Origin of the sequence: Kribbella polygonati (assembly GCF_050320105.1) — a bacterium.
Lineage (GTDB): Bacteria > Actinomycetota > Actinomycetes > Propionibacteriales > Kribbellaceae > Kribbella.
In genome coordinates this window covers 4,457,887-4,475,322 of the sequence record NZ_CP190129.1, presented here as the reverse complement: position 1 = coordinate 4,475,322, position 17,436 = coordinate 4,457,887, and the positions used below count along the sequence as shown (strand labels likewise).

Genomic DNA, 17,436 nt, shown 5'->3' with positions numbered 1-17,436 from the left:
TGCCGGCCGTGCCGGCGATCGGCCGGGGTATGTCGACGGTGCCGACGATCAGCCCCGCGGCGCTCGTACCGGCTGCATTGCGGGTCGGATCGCCGCCCCCACGCGACAGCACCTGTCAGCTCCTCATGTCCTTCGCAAGGGCAGCACCTGTCAGTTCTTCCTCTTCCTTGCGTAGGCGGCACCTGTTAGTTCTTGGTGGCGGCTTCTACCAGGGGAAGGACTCGGTGGGGGATCTGTTCGGCGAGGGCTATGACTGTGGAGGCGCGTTGGATGCCTCGGACGATGACTACCTGGTCGATCACGCGTTGGAGGTCGGCGTTGGAGCGGGCGACGATCCGGCACCAGAGGTCCTCGGCGCCGGTGATGGTGTGGACCTCGAGGACCTCGGGGATGCGGGCGAGCGCCTCGGCGACGGTGGTGTGGCCTGAGCCCTGCTCGATCTGCAACGTGGCGAACGCCGTCACCGGGTAGCCGATCGCGGTGGTGTCGATGTCGGGGCCCCAGCCGCGTACCACCCCGTCGCGTTGGAGCCGGTCCAACCTGGCCTGGACGGTCCCGCGGGCGACCCCGAGCCGACGTGACGCCTCCAGGACGCCGACGCGCGGCTCGGCCGCGAACAGCGTGAGGATCCGGGCATCCAGTTCGTCGACGGACATACGAATCCTCCGTAGATAGTCAGACTGACCAAATAGCCTACCAATGCTGGTAGATGAGTAGTCATCATGCCTAGTCAAACAAGGATGTGTTGCGCAACCTGCCGCCCAGGAACAAGGCTCGGTGTACTGATCCGAGACCCGGAGGAGCACCGATGACCAGCACCGACCTCACCCCTGCAGAGCTCGACGCCGATCTCGACCTCGACCAGCTGAAGCAGCTCGTCGGCCTGGTGCCGTACGACGAGAGCACCGACCCGTTCCCGGTGACCGCGATGGACGCGGTGGTGTTCGTGGTCGGCAACGCGACCCAGACCGCGAAGTGGTACCAGCTCGCCTTCGGCATGGACCTGGTCGCGTACGCCGGCCCGGAGACTGGCAGCAAGGACGCGAAGTCGTACGTCCTGAAGTCCGGCTCGGCCCGCTTCGTGATCTCCGGCGGCGTCAGCCCGAAAAGCGCGATCCTCGACCACCACCGCAAGCACGGCGACGGCGTCGCGGACATCGCGCTCGAGGTGCCGGACGTGGACAAGTGCGTCGCGCACGCCCGCAAGGTCGGCGCGGTCGTCCTCGAGGAGCCGAACGACGTCTCCGACGAGCACGGCACGATCCGCCGCGCGGCGATCGCGGCGTACGGCGACACCCGCCACACGCTGATCGACCGCAGCAAGTACGACGGCCCGTACCTCCCCGGCTTCGTCGCCGCGCAGACGCAGGTACGGCGCCCCGAGGGTCACCCGAAGCGGCTGTTCCAGGCCGTCGACCACGTGGTCGGCAACGTCGAACTCGGCCGGATGGACGAGTGGGTGGCGTTCTACAACAAGGTCATGGGCTTCGTGAACATGGCGGAGTTCATCGGCGACGACATCGCCACCGACTACTCCGCTCTCATGAGCAAGGTCGTCGCCAACGGCAACCACCGGGTGAAGTTCCCGCTGAACGAGCCGGCGGTGGCGAAGAAGAAGTCGCAGATCGACGAGTTCCTGGAGTTCTACGACGGCGCCGGCGCGCAGCACATCGCGCTGGCCACCAACGACATCCTGCGTACGGTCGACATCATGCGGGCGAACGGTGTCGAGTTCCTGAACACGCCCGACTCGTACTACGAGGACCCGGAATTGCGGGCCCGGATCGGCGAGGTCCGGGTGCCGATCGAGGAGCTGCAGTCGCGCGGCATCCTGGTCGACCGGGACGAGGACGGCTACCTGCTGCAGATCTTCACCGCGCCGATCGGCGACCGCCCGACGGTGTTCTACGAGCTGATCGAGCGGCACGGCTCGCTGGGCTTCGGCAAGGGCAACTTCAAGGCGCTGTTCGAGGCGATCGAGCGCGAACAGGAGCGCCGCGGCAACCTGTAGGGGCACTTTGACGATCAAAAGCTTGCCGCCTGCAACTGAACACGGCGTGTCGCCGTCCGATTACCGGAATGACTGTTGGGGCAGGCTCCGTTCGCGTAGTGTGCCTTCCTGAGTGCGCGTCGGGGCGCGTGCTCAGGAAGGGTTTCGTCATGAAGACACTGGGCCTGCTGCTCAGCACCGCCGGTGTGGGGGTGGGCGCGATCGCCCTCTCCGCCATGCCGGCCGCGGCGGTCAACGCCGCCAGCTGCTCCGGCGCGACATCGATCGCGTCCGCGCCGATGCTGCGAAATCACCAGCCGCCGAGCTGGGGAACCATCCGCCTGGTCCGCGACAGTTGTTCGCAGTACTGGGCCGAGATCACGATGGCGTCGCCCGTGGTGGCGAACGCCAAGGCCAACGCGTTCCTGGTGCAGTCCGGCGGCGGCAACAACGGCCGGGTGCTCAGCTGCGACAGCAGCGGTGGCAACGGCGCCGTCATCCAGGGCCAACGCACCTGCCGTACGCCGAAGATCAAGGCCACCAGCGGAAGCATCACGTTCACCGCCATCGGCCGCGAGTACCACAACTACGGCGGCGGCTACCAGGAGATCTCGGAGAACTCCACCAATCGCACACGCTGAGACTCGGGTGCGCAGTACCAGGCGGTAGTTATTAGGCTCGGCGTATGAGTGAGGTTGTCGAGCAGCTGCGTCAGGTGCTGCCGCCGGAGGCGTTGGTGACCGATCCGGACCGGATGGAGAGCTACCGGTACGACCGGGCGATGTTCTGCCCGGCCGGGATGCCGTTGGCGGTGGTGCTGGCCCGGGAGACCGCGCACGTGCAGGCGGCGGTGCGGGTCGCGAACGAGGCCGGCGTACCGATCGTCCCGCAGGGGGCGCGGTCCGGCCTGTCCGGCGCCGCGAACGCGCTGGACGGGTGCATCGTGATCTCGCTGGAGAAGATGGACCGGATCCTGGCGATCGAGCCGGTCGACCGGTACGTCGTCACCCAGCCGGGCGTCTACAACGCCGTCCTGTCCCGCGCGGTCGCCGAGCACGGGCTGTTCTACCCGCCGGATCCGTCCAGCTGGGAGTTCTGCTCGATCGGCGGCAACCTGTCCACGAACTCGGGCGGCCTGTGCTGCGTGAAGTACGGCGTGACCACGGACTACGTGCTCGGCCTGGAGGTCGTGCTCGCCGACGGCCGGGTACTGCGGACCGGCCGGAAGACCGTGAAGGGCGTCGCCGGTTACGACCTCGCGAAGCTGATCGTCGGCAGCGAGGGCACCCTCGGCATCATCACCGAGGCGACCCTGATGCTCCGCCCGGCGGCCGCCAAGCCGCGGACGATGGCCGCGCTGTTCGCGTCCGGTGTCGAGGCCGGCAACGCGATCCTGGAGATCATCCGCAGCGGCGTCTCGCTGAGCCTGCTGGAGATCATGGACCGGACCACGATCCAGGCGGTCAACAAGTACAAGCGGATGGACCTGCCCGAGGAGGCCGGCGCGATGCTGATCGCGCAGTCCGACGCGGGCGGCGAGGCGGGCGCGGCCGACGTCGCCGCGGTCGCGAAGCTCTGCCGCGACCACGGTGCGCTGGAGTGCATCGAGGCCGAGGACGACGCCGAGGGCGACATGCTGCTGGAAGGCCGCCGGGTCGCGCTCACCGCCTTGGAGCAGCTCGGTACGACGATGATCGACGACGTCGCCGTACCGCGGTCGCGGCTGGCGGAGTTCATCGGCCGGCTGGAGCAGCTGTCCGCGGAGCTGGACATCACGATCGGCGTCCTCGGGCACGCCGGCGACGGGAACATGCACCCGACGGTGGTGTTCGACCAGACCGACCCGGCGCAGGCCGAGCGGGCGCAGCAGGCGTTCGAGCAGGTGATGGCGATCGGGCTGGAGCTCGGCGGCACGATCACCGGCGAGCACGGGGTCGGCGTACTGAAGCGGACCTGGCTGGCCGAGGAGATCGGCCCGGTCGCGCTCGACGTCCACCGGGCGATCAAGAACGCGCTCGACCCGAAGAACCTGCTGAACCCGGGCAAGATCGTGGCGGACTGATGCTGTGACGTAACCGCAACACAACTGCCGAACCCATTCGACGTCCACGGCCATCGAATGTGACGTCGGGACTGGAGCATAAGAGGCTAGAACTCGCGGAGGACCGGATGCAGGGTAGGAGGCGCCCGATGGGTTGGTGGCGCCGTACCGTGCTCCCGGCTGTCGCCGCCGTGGTCGCGACGACCGTGCTCGCCGCCTGCGGGAACGGCGGGGGACTGCGGGTCGAGGGCCCCGAGTCGCCGCCGCCGGCCACCCCGACGCCGTCGGTCGCGCTCGGCACCAGCACGGTGACGCCACGCCCGGAGAAGACCCCGGAAGTGGCCGTCGACCTGTACAAAGTCCGGTCCCGGCTGCTCGCCGACCGGCGCCTGTCCAGCTACGACCGGACAGTGCTTTCGAATTGCACCGTGATTTCGCGTTGCCTCAGCAGGGGTAAGACCGTTGATGTATTGCACAGCGGTAAACCTCAGCAGATCGTCCTGATCCACACCCTGGACAAGTTCGTCTTCGGTATCTTCCTGATCGCGCTCGAGCCCTCGGGCCCGCGGCCGATCTGGAACCTGAACGTCGAGCAGCCGACCGTGAACGCCAGTCCCGGAGGGGACCTGGTGGTCGAGTCGAAGATCTTCACGATCAACGACCCGGTCTGCTGCCCGTCGGGTCGCCGGGTCGAGGTCTACCGTTGGAACGGTCGGCAGATGACCAAGGTGAGCTCGACGGACCAGTAGGGAGACTGAAGTTCGGTGGTACCGGAAGAACCGGCAGCGCGCATTCTCATGGTCGAGGACGACGCGGTGATCCGTGAGGCGACCCAGTTGACCCTCGAGCGGCACGGCTACGACGTGACCACGGCCGAGGACGGCCTGGAAGCGATCGAGCGTTTCGAGAAGATCCACCCGGACGTCGTGATGCTGGACATCATGCTGCCCGGGCTGGACGGGATCTCGGTGTGCCGCCGGATCCGCGAGACCAGCACGGTCCCGATCGTGATGGTGTCCGCCCGCGGCGACGCGCTCGACGTCGTACTCGGCCTGGAGGCCGGCGCGGACGACTACGTGACCAAACCGTTCGACACCCAGGTGCTGGTGGCCCGGCTGCGGGCGGTGATGCGGCGCGCGGTCTCCGATCCGGAGCGGCCGGCGCCGGCAGCCGGCTCCGGCGTCGAGTCGTTCGGCGACCTGGAGCTGGACCGGGAGGCTTTGGAGGTACGGCGCGGTGGCGCGACCGTGCAGCTGACGCCGACCGAGCTCAAGCTGCTGATCGAGTTCGCGAACAACCCGGGCGTGGTGCTCAGCCGCTCGACGCTGCTGCAGCGCGTCTGGGACTACGAGTGGGGCGGCGACGGCCGGCTGGTCGACGTCCACCTGCAGCGGTTGCGGACCAAGATCGGTGCCGACCGCATCGAGACCGTCCGCGGCTTCGGGTACAAGCTGCGGGCTTAGCGGATGGGACTGCGCGGCAAGCTCGGTCTCATCTTCCTGCTGGTCTCGTCGCTCGCGATCCTGGTGCTGTGCGTCGCGGTCTACACCCAGGCCCAGTCGGCCCGGCTGGACCGGACGCGCAGCTTCGCGGACGAGCGGATCCAGCTCGCGGCGCAGAGCTACGACAGCAACGACGTACCGGTGTTCGGGGCGAAGCTCGACGACCCGGACCTGCCGCCGCAGCTGCGGGACGCGGTGCTGTCCGGGAAGCGGGCCACGTTCAAGACCGGGTCGCCGCACGCGAAGATGTGGGCGGCGGTCGCGGTCAAGGACGGCAAGGTGCTGTCGATCGAGCAGGACTACGACAACACCGACGACTCGATGCAGGCGTTGCAGCAGGCGCTGATCCTCGGCGGGATCGGTACGGTCGCGCTGGTCGCACTGGTCAGCGTGATTCTCGCGGGCAGCCTGTCGAAGCGGATCGTCGCGGTGGCCGGTACGGCGCGGCGGATCGCGGCCGGTGATCTCGACGCGTCCGCCGCCGAGGCCGTCGGCAAGGGCAAGGACGAGGTGCAGTCGCTGGCGACCGCGCTGGACACGATGGCGAGCTCGCTGCGTGGCCAGCTGGAGGCGGAACGGCGGTTCACCGCGGACGTCGCCCATGATCTGCGGACGCCGGTCACGGGTCTGACCACTGCGGCGGAACTGCTGCCGCCGGGCCGGCCGAGCGAGCTGGTGCGGGACCGGGCGAAGGTACTGCGGCGGCTCGTCGAGGACCTGCTGGAGATCGCCCGGTTCGACTCCGGTGTCGAGCAGGCGGACCTGGAACTGGTCGGGCTCGGTGCGTTCGTGGGGTCCGCGGTCGGGCGGCTGCGGATGCAGCAGGCGCTCGCGGCCGACGACGTGATCGTGCACCTGGACGGGCCGGACGAGACGGTCTCCACCGACTCGCGGCGGATCGAGCGGATCCTGGCGAATCTGATCGTCAACGGGCTCCGGCACGGCAAGCCGCCGGTCGAGGTGACGGTCAGCGGGCGGACGGTCGAGGTGGTTGACCACGGCAACGGGTATCCGGAGGAACTGATTGCCGAGGGCCCGCGCCGGTTCCGGTCGGGGATGGCTGAGCGCGGTGTCGGGCACGGTCTCGGGCTGACGATCGCGGCCGGGCACGCGAAGGTGCTGGGGGCCGAGCTGACCTTCGGTGAGGCGCCTGGCGGGGGTGCGTCGGCGCGGCTCGTGCTGCCTGCGGGACCTGAGACGGAGTCGTAACACAACCCATCAACCTTTCGCCCGCGCAGCGCGTCTTCTCCTCTGAAACACCAACAAAACGAGGGGAAACCACAGATCATGCGTACTCAGTTCGTTCGCCGCACCGCCGCCGCTTTCGCGGGTGTCGCCCTGGCCGCCGCCGGTCTCGGCGTCGCCGGCGCCCTGCAGGCCAACGCCGCCACGACCCAGGTCGCGGCCGTCAGCACCCCGGCCGCGGCGAAGTCGATCACGATCAAGTCGGACAAGGCCACCGCGAAGGCGTGGGCGAAGGTCTCCTTCACCGGCAAGACCACCGGCATCGCGGCGAACACGGTCGTCCAGGTCCAGCGCCTGGAGAACGGCAAGTGGGTCAACTTCCCGGCGACCACCAAGGTGACCAGCCGCGCGACCTACTCGGTGTGGGTGCAGAGCGGCCGGGTCGGCGTGAACAAGTTCCGCGTCGTCGCCGCGAACACCGCCTCCGCCCCGGCCTCGGTGACCATCACCAAGTGACCCGAGCCGGCGCCACTCCCCGGGGGAGGGGAGTGGCGCCGTATTCGTTCAGTGCGTGCCGTACACGTTGAGCTCGGCGGCTGATCCGAACACCGCTCCGTTCAACGAACTGGTACCGACGAACTTCACGTACCTCCCGGGCTTGGCAGTGAAGTCCAGCCGCTGTACGGCGGTGGAGTTCGGGAACTGGCCCGTGGCCACCGGTGTGCCCCAGTCCTGGCCGTCGGCGCTGACGTACAGCTCGTAGCCCTTGAACATCCCGTTGGTCCCGCTCTGCCGGGGCAGGTAGCTGAATCCGTTCACCTGGTACGTCGACCCGAGGTCGAGCGTCATGTAGTGCGGGAACCCGGCCGGCGTACTCACCTGCGACCACGCGGAATGCCAGATCGTACTGGGATTCCCGTCCAGCGCCATCGTCGCCGCACCACCCGTGGCGACGTCCTCGCTGTCCACGTCGACCACCTTGATCCGCGACTGCGGGACGATCCCCGGCGGCAGCACCGTCGCCTCCCCGCTGATCGTCGCCTGACCACCAGTTGCCGTCAGCACATACTTGCCCTCCGGCGTACCGGCCGGCGGAGTGACATCCCACGTGGTCGAAACACTCGCACCAGCAGCAACCGTGGCGTCCGTCGCCGGGCTCGTCGCCGCCACGGTCCACCCGTCGGGAGCCGTCAGCCCGAGCGTGATGTTGCTGGCAGCAACCATGTCGTTGTTGGTGAACGTGGTCGTGACGACATTCGCCTCGCCCGACACCAACCCGCTCAGCCCGGTGACGGCGACGGACGTGCAGTCCGCCGGCTCCGACGTCGTACCGAGGTCGGTCACGGCGAAGTTGTCCATCACGAAGTCGGTCTGGTCACCGCCGTCGGTGAGCTTGCGCAGCCCGACCCAGTAGTCCCCGCCGCACCCGGCGACGAACTCCTGGCCGAACGTCGCCTTCGTCCGCTGCTCACCGATCGGCGTCGCCTTCACCTCGACAGACCCCGGGCGATCGACGCCCTGGACCCACGCGTACTGCCCGGCCCGCCCGCTCTCGTAGTCGAAGCTGACCTTGTACTTGTGCCCCGCCTGGAAGTTCACCGTCCACGGCGCGGTCCGGTACACCAGCCCCTCGTTCTCCTCGTGGGACTTGAGCGACCAGTTCCCGTCCAGGACGTCGTCGACGAGCTTCCCGTTCCACCCGGCCTGCGTGTACGGCGCATGCTTCCTCGCGAGTACGGTCCGCGGATCGGTCACCCCACCCGCATCCCCCTTGATGAAGGGCCCCCATCCCTGATCCACATCCTCGAACCCCTCCGCGGCGCCGGCCAGTGAGGTCTCGACCACTCGCACATCGTCCACCCGCACCTGCCCAGCCCCAGCCGCAGCCCCGATTGCCAGGTCAGCGGTGCTCCCCTTTGCTGTGAAAAGGATTCGCGCCCGCTGGTAGTACATCCCGTGCTTGTCGTCCGCCGCCACCATGTTCTCCACGGTCGACCGATTGACAACGTTCTTCACCCCGTCGACGGAGATGGTGGTCGGACGGTACGCCTCCACCCAGGCGGACGCGCTGTACGTACGTCCCTTGGTCAGCCCGGTGATGCGCTGGCTCAACGACGAAGCCTTCTTCCCGAGCTCAGCCACGTGCTGCCCGTTCTCGAGCGTCGCGATCGTCGCTCCACCGGTGGCGTTCCAGGCAGCCAGGTTGCCCGCGTTGAAGCCGGGGTCCTTCAAGTGCGTGCCCTCACCCCAATTCACCGCGCGAGGCTGCGGAGCGGCTACTGGGTAGATCACGTACGGTTTGCCCGGAATCGCATCGAGAGTGATGGCGCCGTGGTTCGCGCGGATGGTGGTGGGCTTGGTGCGGCCGGTGTCGGTGAGCTGGTAGGCGGTGAAGGTGGTGACACCCGCGAACGCGGCCGGGAGTTGCCACGTCGTACGGCCTCCGGACGGGTTGTAGTGGTACAGCTTCTTGTTGTTGTCCCACGGCAGCAGGTACTTGTCGCCGTCGAGCACCTTCGCGTTCCCGGCGTACACGGTCCGCTTCCCGTTCTCGACCGCGCCGCGGACGCCGCCGGTGAACGTGATGTCGTCCGCGTTCCAGTCCAGGATCTTCTGCTGCTGCAGGAACTTCGCCGGCAGGTTGCGCTGCCAGATGTTGGCGTAGAAGGCGTTCCAGTCGGTCTCGCCGGTCCAGCCCTCGAACTCGACGATGGCGGACTGGCCGAGGATCGGGTCCTTGTTCCAGACGTCCTTCTCGTGGTTGCGGACGAACCGGATGATCTTCGAGTTCAGGCCCTTGTTGGTCGCGCCGCCGTAGTCGAGGTCGTTCGCCCAGTGCGACCACAGCGACGTCCGCTCGTGCCGGTCGGCCCACTCGGTGGCGATCTGCCAGCCCTGCGCGGACAGCTGCCGGGTGAGACCGTCGGCGAGCCAGCCGGACTGGTAGTACACGTCGATGTACAGCTCCTGCAGGTTCTTGTCGGTCTCGTCGCGCAGCTGCTGGAACCGCTTCACGATGTTGCCCGAGGCAAGATCCGGGCGCTGCTTGATGTAGTAGCTCTGGTTCAGCCAGTTCCAGCCCTTGGCGTTCTTGTCGACCAGGTCCTCGCTGAACGCGTTCGCCTCCGGGTACGACTCGGTCGCGTTCACGTGGACGCCGAACGCCGCGTTCCACGACTTGCCCTGCCTGAGCAGCGTGTTCAGGTCGGTCAGGCCGCCCGCGCGGAGGTTGTAGTTGCCGCCGTAGTCCGGGTGTCCCGAGTCGTGCCCCTCGGACGCGTACCCCTTCAGTAGCGCCATCTGACCGAGCCCGTCGGTGGACAGCGAGATCCGCTTGACGTCGTCCAGCGTCCGCAGGAACGGATGCGTGGCCTGGCTGGCGAAGTTGAACGGGATGTGCGTGATCACCCGGTCCTTGACCTGGTCGCCGCCGTTCGGCTCGGTCATGATCGAGCGGAACGCGACCGCGCCGTCCTCCCAGTCGACCGTCTTGTCGTTGTTGGCGTCCGGGGTGACCACGACCTTCGCCCAGGGGAGCGGCTCGGTGTACGGCGAGGTGTCGGCGCGGTACGTCCACTGACCGCTCCAGACGCCGACCCGGGTACTGCCGTCGCTGCCCTTGCGGGCGCGGTGCCAGAACCGGGCGCCGTCGTCGACCGACGGCCCGGACGGCTTGTCGTACGTCGAGTTCGACTCGATGCCCGCCGCCAGCCCGCTGGTGTTGACGAACGCGTACGCCGCACCCGTCGCGGCGGTGTCCGCCGGCGTGGCGGCGGTGACCGGGGTGATCTTGTCCGCGGTCCGCGTCGAGTCCGGGTCGAGCGTGGTGAACGCGGTCGTCGCGCCGGCGTCCGTACTCGCCACCGAGACCAGGTCGTGGTTCGGGATGTCGATCGTGTGCACCCGGCTGCTGTCGGTGTCGCGGACGGCGTCGATCGCGAACGTCGTCACCCGGCCCGCGACGCTCAGGCTGGTGTCGAGCTCGACGCCGGGCAGGGCGTCGAAGCCGAGCGTGTACGACGCCTTGCCGTCGCCGATCGCGGCCGGCCCGACCAGGTGCGCGGCGCGGGCGACCCCGTCGATCGTGACCGTCGAGATCGCGTCCGGTTGTCCGCCGAGCGCCTGCCCGGAGGCGTTGTCGACGTACCTGATCACCCGCGGGAAGTCCGCCGCGACGGTGACCGTCAGCTCCGGCGACCGCAGATTCGGGTCGCCGTCCGCCTGTTGTGCCGGTTGGGCCTGCGCGCCGGACGGCGCGATCAGCACAGCGGCGGCCATGGCTACAGCCAGTACTCCACACCCCACTGAACGTTTCATGCCGATGAAGTTCGCACGCAAGCGCGAGTTCGTCAAGAGAAACGAACACTAATGAACAGATTGGCGCAGCGTGAGGGATATTCGCGTCTGCAGCCGGCTGGTAAAAGAAGTTCAATGTCAATGCTTAAAGGCGTTGAAAACCTTCGGTATGACGTGATTGATTGCCCTAGGTAGTCGATCGGCTACGCAAATCCGAGCGAAGGGTCACCACCATGAGCCTGACAGCATTCGAGCTGGACCTCGACGTCATCCCCGCCACCGACCCGGCCCTGGCCCGGCCGGCCCGTCCCGAGGACGCCCGCGAGGTCGACGAGCGCAGCGGCCTGACGCCGACCACGGTGAACACGTACGCGGTCGGCATCGCCGCCTGCGTGCCGTGCTGCTGACGGCCGGCTGACCGGACCGTACGGCGCGACGTGACACCACCGGACCAGTTCCGGCCGGGCGCCTTCGCGGTGCTGCGGCTGGCAGCCTCGCCCGCTGCCGCCGCAGCACCCACCCGCGCACCCGCCGCCCATTTGCGCGACCTGCTCGCGGACAAGTCGTTGCTTGAGGCGATCGAGCTGTCCAGCCCGTCGCTGGCCGGGACCCTGCGTCGGTTCCTGCGCGGCGAGCCGCTGGACGCCGCGAAACTCGACCGAGCCCTCCTCTCCACCGCCCGCTACCTCCTCCGCATGACCGGCCGCCCCACCCCCTTCGGCCTCCTCGCCGGGGTAGCTCCGGTCACCTTCGCCAGCACAACTCACGTCCGGATCGGCACCGCCCACACCAGACACGTCCTCCCCGACGCGGCCTGGCTCCACACCACCCGCCGCGACCAGCAACCAGCCCGCGTGGTCACCAACAACCTCACGTTTGTCCGCGGCAACCGCCTGGTCCTCCCGTACCTCCGCAAACTCACCCCCGAAACCCCCGGCCGCGAACTGACCGTCGCCAACACCGAAGCGGTCCAATACATCCAGGCGGCCGCCCACCACCCCATCCCGTACAACACCCTCCTGGAAAGCCTGCTGGCCGCAACCCCCGCCGCGACCCGAGAAGACGCCGACCACCTCCTCAAACAACTCCTGGACAAGGAAATCCTCCTCGGCGACCACACACCTGAGGCAACACCAACCGCAGGCGGGGAGGTGCAGGTGGATTTGCGGGTGGATGCCGAGGTGCGGCTTCCGCTTGCGGTTGCGGAGGAGGCTGCGCGGGCGGCTTCGCTCTTGTGGCGGCTGTCGCCGCCTGGGGACGGGCTACCGACGCTCGCCGCCTATCACCGGGCGTTTCTGGATCGGTACGGGACCGACCGGGTGGTTCCGGTGCTGGAGTTGATGGATCCGCAGATCGGGCTCGGGGCGCCTGCGGGGTATCGGATTCCGGTGGGGGAGCGTGGGCGGGAAGAGGTGCCGGACAACACCTACCCGGCCGCCCGCGACGAAGCTCTGGCCGCCGCTTTGACCGGCGGGGACGAGTTGCTGCTGGACGACGCCCTGATCGACCGTCTCGTGGGCACCTCCGACGACCAGCCACCCGACTCGCTCGACCTGTGCGCCCAGCTTCTCGCCGACTCGCCCGAGGCTCTCGAACGCGGCGACTTCTTGCTGGCAGCAACCAGTGGTTCGATCGCCGCCGGTGCGATGATCGGCCGCTTCGCCGGCATGCTCGGCCTCGAACACCAGCTCACCGAGCTGTACGACGTCCCCGGCCCACTGGCCGTCCAACTCGAGTTCGCCCCGTACGAACCGCGCTTCGGCAACGTCCTGCGCGAACCGCGCGTCCTCCCGCACAGGCTCGCCGTCGGCACCTTCGCCGACCCGGCCGATCCCGGCGTCGTCGACGTCCACGACGTCTGCGTGGGTACCACCGGCGAACGCCTCTACCTCTTCTCCACCAAGCTCCGCCGCGAGCTGACCGTCGTACGCCCGAACATGCTCAACGTCGTCACCGGCGCGCCGAACGTCGCCCGCTTCCTCGCCGCGATCGGCCTCGCCGGGCGCCGCTTCTGGACGCCCTGGCAATGGGGCCGCCTGGAAGTCCTGCCCCGCCTCCCGCGGGTCCGCTCCGGCCGCAGCATCCTCGCCCCCGCCCTCTGGCGGACAGACCCGAATCTGTCCACCGCGACCGACTGGGACAGGACCCTCGACGCGTGGCGCGAACGCCGGCAGGTCCCGGACGTCATCCGCGTCGGCATGTTCGACCACCACCTCGACCTGGACCTCCGCGTCCCGCTGCACCGCCGCCTGTTCCGCGACCAGCTCCGCAAGGAACCGTCCTCCGTCGTCAGCGAACCCCTCACCGGGTACGGCGTGACCGCGGGCCACGCCAACGAGATCGTCGTACCGCTCGTCTCCGTCGCCGACCGCCCCGAGGTCGCCCCGAACCCCTCCTGGAGTACGGCGAACCACCGCCCGCCGCGGCACCTCCCGGGCGGCGAGTGGCTGTCCGCGAAGATCTACCTGCCCGCCGATCTCCAGGACGCCCTCCTCGCCGGGCCTGTGCGCCAACTGGTCGAACGCATGGACGTCGGCCGCTGGTTCTTCCTGCGCTACCGCGACCCGGACGCCCACCTCCGAATCCGTTTCCACCAAGGCGATCCCGCGATCCTGCACGACTGGGCGACGGACCTCGTCGAGTCCGGCCGGATCCGCACCCTCGTCCTGGACGAGTACGAACCCGAGGTCGCGCGGTACGGCGGCACCGACGTGATGGCCGCCGCCGAAGACGTGTTCTGCGCCGACAGCCGCGCGGTCCTCGAACAACTGAAGACGCAACTGCCCCGCGAGTCGCTCGCGGCGTTCAACATCCTCGACCTGTTGGAGGGTTTCGGCGATCTGCAGCAGTGGTTCGTCGACACGTACTCGATCGACCTCTCCAATGCGATCACGCCTGCCGACCGCAAGGCCTTCCTACAGGTCTCGGACACCTTCGATTGCTGGCAGCAACGACGTACGGCGGTCGAGAAGTACGCCGGTGTGGGCATGCCGGCGGTGATGAGCGTGCTGCACCTGCACTGCAACCGCCTGCTCGGCACCGCCCGCACCCTGGAGCGCCGCGCATACGGCCTCGCCCGCGTGGCGCTGAAGCGACGGATCGACCGACGGAGGCACGGCCGATGAAGGAGCAAGCCGCGAAGCTGGTGGCCGAACTCGCGGACCGCCTCCGCGACCCCGACGCGGTGATCGCCGCCACCACCGCGAACGGCGACGTGGTCGACGTCGCCGACCTCCGCTGCCCGCCCTGGGACCCGACCACGCTGTCCCGCGGACCAGGCGCGCTGGCGATCCTGTTCACCGAACTGGGCGAGCGTGAGGTGGCGCACGAATACCTGACCCGAACAGTCGCCGCATCCGCGTCGGCGCCGGTCGCGGGCGCTCTGGAAGGACTCGGCGCCCTCGCGACCGCGACCCGGATCGCCGCCCGCGAACCCGGCGACTACGCCGGCATCCTGACCCGCCTGGACGATCGGATGAGCGAACACGCCCGCTGGCTGGTCAGCGTCCACGAGGCGACCCGGCGGGCCGGCGTACCGACCTGCGCCGGGGTCGTCGACGTGGTCAGCGGCCTGAGCGGCGTCGGGCGATACCTCCTCGCGAGACAGCGGTACGACGTACTCGCGGACGTGCTGGCCTGTCTGGCCTCGCTGCGCGAACCGCTGGTCGTGGACGGGATCGACGTACCGGGCTGGTGGTTCGACGGCACCGAGAAGACCGTCGTCGGCCCGGGCTTCGAGCGTGGCCAGGCGAACTTCGGGCTCGCGCACGGGATCCCCGGACCACTCGCGCTGCTGTCGCTCGCGTGGTCCGAAGGGGTCCGCGTCGACGGTCAGGACGCCGCGATCGCCGCGATGGCGGACTGGTTGCTCGATCGCCGTGAATCGGATGCGTACGGCAACTACTGGACCGGCTTCGTGTCGCTGGAGACCTACGCGAACCGCGGGCCACAACCGCAACCGGCGCGTGCCTCCTGGTGCTACGGCGCGCCCGGGATCGCGCGCGCACTGGCGTTCGCCACGGACGCGTTGGGCAGACCCGAGTGGCGCGAGGCAGGACTCGACGCTTTCCGATCGTTGGTGGCGCGGCCCGACTGGGGTGTCACGGACGACGCGTTCTGCCACGGCTGGGCAGGCATGCTGTACCTCTGCACGCTGTTCGAGGAGTTCGGTGCGTCGGCGGACCGGCTGGCGGAGCGGTTGATCGGGCGCTTCGACCCGGCGCTGCCGTTCGGGTACCGCTACTACCAGCCGGTCGCGGACCTCCACCTCGATCTGCCGGGGTTGATGGAGGGTGCCGCCGGGATCGCGCTCGCGCTCAGCGCGTACACCCGGCCGCCCCGGACCGGCTGGGACTCCGCGTTGCTGCTCAGCTGACCGCCGGCGTGATCTTCCCGGTCACCTCGCCGAGCCCGAGCCGCGACCCGCCGGATCCGGTCGCCCAGGCGGAGATCGTGACCTCGTCGCCGTCCTCGAGGAATCCGTGCTCCTTGCCGTCGACAACCAGTGGTTCGCGGCCGCCCCAGGTCAGCTCGATGAACGAGCCGCGCTGGTCCTTCGCCGCGCCGCTGACCGTGCCCGACGCGTACAGGTCGCCGGTGCGGACGCTGGCGCCGTTCACGGTCATGTGGGCGAGCATCTGCGCGGGGGACCAGTAGATGTCGCGGTACGGCGGGGAGCTGACAAGATGGCCGTTCAACCTGACTTCGAAGGTGATGTCGTAATTCGTGAGGTTCTGTCCGCCCAGATAGGGGAGGACGGGCGGGGTCTGCGTGGGCAGCGGGACTTTGGCGTGGGCCAGGGCGTCGAGCGACACGACCCAGGGGGAGATCGAGGTGGCGAAGGACTTGCCCAGGAACGGGCCGAGCGGGACGTATTCCCAGGCCTGGAGGTCGCGGGCGGACCAGTCGTTGACGAGCACCACGCCGTACACGTGGTCCTCGAAGTCGTCGACGGAGACGGGTTTGCCGAGCGTCGACGGGGTACCGACGACGTACCCGAGCTCGACCTCGATGTCGAGGCGCTGGGACGGGCCGTACGCCGGGGCGCTGGCGTCCGGGGGCTTGCGCTGGCCGGACGGGCGGACGATGTCGGTGCCGCTGGCAACGATCGTGCCGGCCCGGCCGTGGTAGCCGACCGGGAGGTGTTTCCAGTTCGGGAGCAACGGCTCGGAGTCGGGGCGGAACAGCCGGCCGAGGTTCGTCGCGTGCTGTTCGGAGGCGTAGAAGTCGACGTAGTCGGCGACCTCGAACGGGAGCTGCATGCTGACGGCGGACTGCGGGATCAGGTGCGGCTCGACGGCGTCGCGGTCGTTCGCGTTGCGGACCAGGTCGAGGAGCCAGTTGCGGGTCGCCCGCCAGGCCGGACGGCCGAGGGCGAGGAACGCGTTCAGGGTCGGCTGTGCGAACAGTTGGGCGCCGTCGAGCATCTGGGCGGACGCGACCGGGGCCAGGTCGATGATCTGGTCGCCGATCGCGGCGCCCACCCGCGGCTCCTCGTCGCCGAGCCGGAACACGCCGAGCGGCAGGTTGTCCGGCCCGAACGGCGAGCCGTCCGGGATGTCGATCCAGCTCATCACATCAACCCCAAGCTCTTCAGGTCCGTCACCGGCTCCTCGATGCTGCACGATCCGTACGAGGTGAACCACCGGCGGGTGCCCGCCGCTTGGTCCTCGGACAGTTCGCGCGCCCGCGCGGCCAGCGCGTCGCCGTCGCGGCTGTCCAGCAGTTGCACCAGCTCGTCCCGGGGCGCGCCGTCCAACGAGGCGCGGGTCGCGAGCAGGACGTTCAGGAAGCCCTGGTGCTCGAAGCCGTCCGCGGTGTGACGGACCGCGTTGTGCAGGCCGGCGGTGCACTTGAACGGCACTTCACGGTCCAGGCAGGCGGTGATGAACGCCGCCACCTGCTGCGACGAGGGGAACAGATGCGCGTCGAGCCCGCCGGTACGGAGCTTCGCGTGGTACCCGGCGTCCGCGACCACGTCGAGCGCCCGCTCCCAGGCGCCTTCCATCCCGATCTCGACGTACGCCGCCTCCTCGTCGAGGCAGTCGTCACACGCCCGGACGACCCGCAGCGCGTTCCGCGACAGGTCGTCCTCGTCCCGCAACCGCACCTCGACCCCCGCCACCACCACGTCCTTCGACCGATCCCCCCACCGCACCACCGGCTCGATCCCCCCGGCCCCACCGGAGACCACCACGGACACCCGCAGCGGGGTGGACGCTGCCGCGGCGACCTTCATCAGGTTGTCATCGGTGCAGACGAAGGTGCCGACGAGGTCGGCGTGCGCCGATTGGAGGTGGGAGTGGTGGGCGGCGACGGCCTCCTCGAGGGGGAGGTTGCCGGGCGGGAACATCGAGGCGTCGTCGACCAGGTGCTGGTAGAGCGGGGGGACGGTTGACATGTTCCAGAGCCTAACGGATGCT

14 protein-coding genes are annotated in these 17,436 nt (G+C 68.9%); 10 read left to right on the top strand and 4 right to left on the bottom strand.

Annotated elements, in window-relative coordinates; translation table 11 throughout:
• Window positions 1-185: 185 nt before the first annotated feature.
• Window positions 186-656 (bottom strand): Lrp/AsnC family transcriptional regulator, encoded by a 471-nt coding sequence (locus ACQHIV_RS21195; protein ID WP_427884710.1) that lies wholly within the window; start codon window positions 654-656, stop codon window positions 186-188.
• 152 nt (window positions 657-808) lie between these two features.
• Between ACQHIV_RS21195 and hppD the strand changes: the two genes are divergently transcribed.
• From hppD to ACQHIV_RS21160, 7 genes are all read left to right on the top strand, one after another.
• Window positions 809-2,011 carry a 4-hydroxyphenylpyruvate dioxygenase gene (gene hppD / locus ACQHIV_RS21190; protein ID WP_427884709.1) on the top strand — a complete coding sequence of 401 codons (1,203 nt, stop codon included), beginning with the start codon at window positions 809-811 and terminating at the stop codon, window positions 2,009-2,011.
• 149 nt (window positions 2,012-2,160) lie between these two features.
• The gene (locus tag ACQHIV_RS21185; RefSeq protein WP_427884708.1) at window positions 2,161-2,631 is read left to right on the top strand and encodes a hypothetical protein; all 471 of its coding nucleotides are present in this window, start codon (window positions 2,161-2,163) and stop codon (window positions 2,629-2,631) included.
• Between the two features lie 44 nt (window positions 2,632-2,675).
• Window positions 2,676-4,052, top strand: coding sequence for an FAD-binding oxidoreductase (locus ACQHIV_RS21180; RefSeq protein ID WP_427884707.1), 1,377 nt, complete (start codon window positions 2,676-2,678; stop codon window positions 4,050-4,052).
• A 128-nt stretch (window positions 4,053-4,180) separates the two neighbouring features.
• On the top strand, window positions 4,181-4,780 hold the full coding sequence (locus ACQHIV_RS21175; protein ID WP_427884706.1) for a hypothetical protein: 600 nt from the start codon (window positions 4,181-4,183) through the stop codon (window positions 4,778-4,780).
• A gap of 48 nt (window positions 4,781-4,828) precedes the next feature.
• Window positions 4,829-5,494 carry a two-component system response regulator CseB gene (gene cseB, locus ACQHIV_RS21170; RefSeq protein ID WP_185759410.1) on the top strand — a complete coding sequence of 222 codons (666 nt, stop codon included), beginning with the start codon at window positions 4,829-4,831 and terminating at the stop codon, window positions 5,492-5,494.
• 3 nt (window positions 5,495-5,497) lie between these two features.
• Window positions 5,498-6,742, top strand: a complete 1,245-nt coding sequence (locus ACQHIV_RS21165) for a HAMP domain-containing sensor histidine kinase (protein WP_427884705.1) — start codon at window positions 5,498-5,500, stop codon at window positions 6,740-6,742.
• Between the two features lie 78 nt (window positions 6,743-6,820).
• Window positions 6,821-7,234 (top strand): hypothetical protein, encoded by a 414-nt coding sequence (locus tag ACQHIV_RS21160; RefSeq protein ID WP_427884704.1) that lies wholly within the window; start codon window positions 6,821-6,823, stop codon window positions 7,232-7,234.
• A gap of 48 nt (window positions 7,235-7,282) precedes the next feature.
• On the opposite strand, the gene ACQHIV_RS21155 is transcribed toward ACQHIV_RS21160, so the two are convergent.
• Window positions 7,283-11,035, bottom strand: a complete 3,753-nt coding sequence (locus tag ACQHIV_RS21155) for an endo-alpha-N-acetylgalactosaminidase family protein (RefSeq protein ID WP_427884703.1) — start codon at window positions 11,033-11,035, stop codon at window positions 7,283-7,285.
• Window positions 11,036-11,247: 212 nt separating this feature from the next.
• Here ACQHIV_RS21155 and ACQHIV_RS21150 point away from each other — a divergent pair, with 212 nt between their 5' ends.
• The 3 genes from ACQHIV_RS21150 to ACQHIV_RS21140 are packed head-to-tail and all read left to right on the top strand — an operon-like array spanning window position 11,248 to window position 15,389.
• On the top strand, window positions 11,248-11,421 hold the full coding sequence (locus tag ACQHIV_RS21150) for a hypothetical protein (protein WP_427884702.1): 174 nt from the start codon (window positions 11,248-11,250) through the stop codon (window positions 11,419-11,421).
• A 30-nt stretch (window positions 11,422-11,451) separates the two neighbouring features.
• Window positions 11,452-14,139 carry a lantibiotic dehydratase gene (locus ACQHIV_RS21145; RefSeq protein ID WP_427884701.1) on the top strand — a complete coding sequence of 896 codons (2,688 nt, stop codon included), beginning with the start codon at window positions 11,452-11,454 and terminating at the stop codon, window positions 14,137-14,139.
• A complete protein-coding gene (locus ACQHIV_RS21140) occupies window positions 14,136-15,389 on the top strand; it encodes a lanthionine synthetase C family protein (protein ID WP_427884700.1) in 1,254 nt (417 codons plus the stop codon). Before ACQHIV_RS21145 ends, ACQHIV_RS21140 begins: the two co-directional genes overlap by 4 nt.
• On the opposite strand, the gene fahA is transcribed toward ACQHIV_RS21140, so the two are convergent.
• Window positions 15,382-16,587, bottom strand: a complete 1,206-nt coding sequence (fahA, locus tag ACQHIV_RS21135; RefSeq protein WP_427884699.1) for a fumarylacetoacetase — start codon at window positions 16,585-16,587, stop codon at window positions 15,382-15,384. The genes ACQHIV_RS21140 and fahA overlap by 8 nt on opposite strands.
• Window positions 16,587-17,414, bottom strand: coding sequence for a hypothetical protein (locus tag ACQHIV_RS21130; RefSeq protein ID WP_427884698.1), 828 nt, complete (start codon window positions 17,412-17,414; stop codon window positions 16,587-16,589). The genes fahA and ACQHIV_RS21130 overlap by 1 nt, the downstream gene beginning before the upstream one ends.
• Between the last annotated feature and the right edge of the window lie 22 nt (window positions 17,415-17,436).

Excerpts from the sequence above, each read along its gene's own strand:
- ACQHIV_RS21195 (WP_427884710.1), bottom strand. The coding sequence starts at position 656 with ATGTCCGTCGACGAACTGGATGCCCGGATCCTCACGCTGTTCGCGGCC.
- hppD (WP_427884709.1), top strand. The coding sequence starts at position 809 with ATGACCAGCACCGACCTCACCCCTGCAGAGCTCGACGCCGATCTCGAC.
- ACQHIV_RS21185 (WP_427884708.1), top strand. The coding sequence starts at position 2,161 with ATGAAGACACTGGGCCTGCTGCTCAGCACCGCCGGTGTGGGGGTGGGC.
- ACQHIV_RS21180 (WP_427884707.1), top strand. The coding sequence starts at position 2,676 with ATGAGTGAGGTTGTCGAGCAGCTGCGTCAGGTGCTGCCGCCGGAGGCG.
- ACQHIV_RS21175 (WP_427884706.1), top strand. The coding sequence starts at position 4,181 with ATGGGTTGGTGGCGCCGTACCGTGCTCCCGGCTGTCGCCGCCGTGGTC.
- cseB (WP_185759410.1), top strand. The coding sequence starts at position 4,829 with ATGGTCGAGGACGACGCGGTGATCCGTGAGGCGACCCAGTTGACCCTC.
- ACQHIV_RS21165 (WP_427884705.1), top strand. The coding sequence starts at position 5,498 with ATGGGACTGCGCGGCAAGCTCGGTCTCATCTTCCTGCTGGTCTCGTCG.
- ACQHIV_RS21160 (WP_427884704.1), top strand. The coding sequence starts at position 6,821 with ATGCGTACTCAGTTCGTTCGCCGCACCGCCGCCGCTTTCGCGGGTGTC.
- ACQHIV_RS21155 (WP_427884703.1), bottom strand. The coding sequence starts at position 11,035 with ATGAAACGTTCAGTGGGGTGTGGAGTACTGGCTGTAGCCATGGCCGCC.
- ACQHIV_RS21150 (WP_427884702.1), top strand. The coding sequence starts at position 11,248 with ATGAGCCTGACAGCATTCGAGCTGGACCTCGACGTCATCCCCGCCACC.
- ACQHIV_RS21140 (WP_427884700.1), top strand. The coding sequence starts at position 14,136 with ATGAAGGAGCAAGCCGCGAAGCTGGTGGCCGAACTCGCGGACCGCCTC.
- fahA (WP_427884699.1), bottom strand. The coding sequence starts at position 16,587 with ATGAGCTGGATCGACATCCCGGACGGCTCGCCGTTCGGGCCGGACAAC.
- ACQHIV_RS21130 (WP_427884698.1), bottom strand. The coding sequence starts at position 17,414 with ATGTCAACCGTCCCCCCGCTCTACCAGCACCTGGTCGACGACGCCTCG.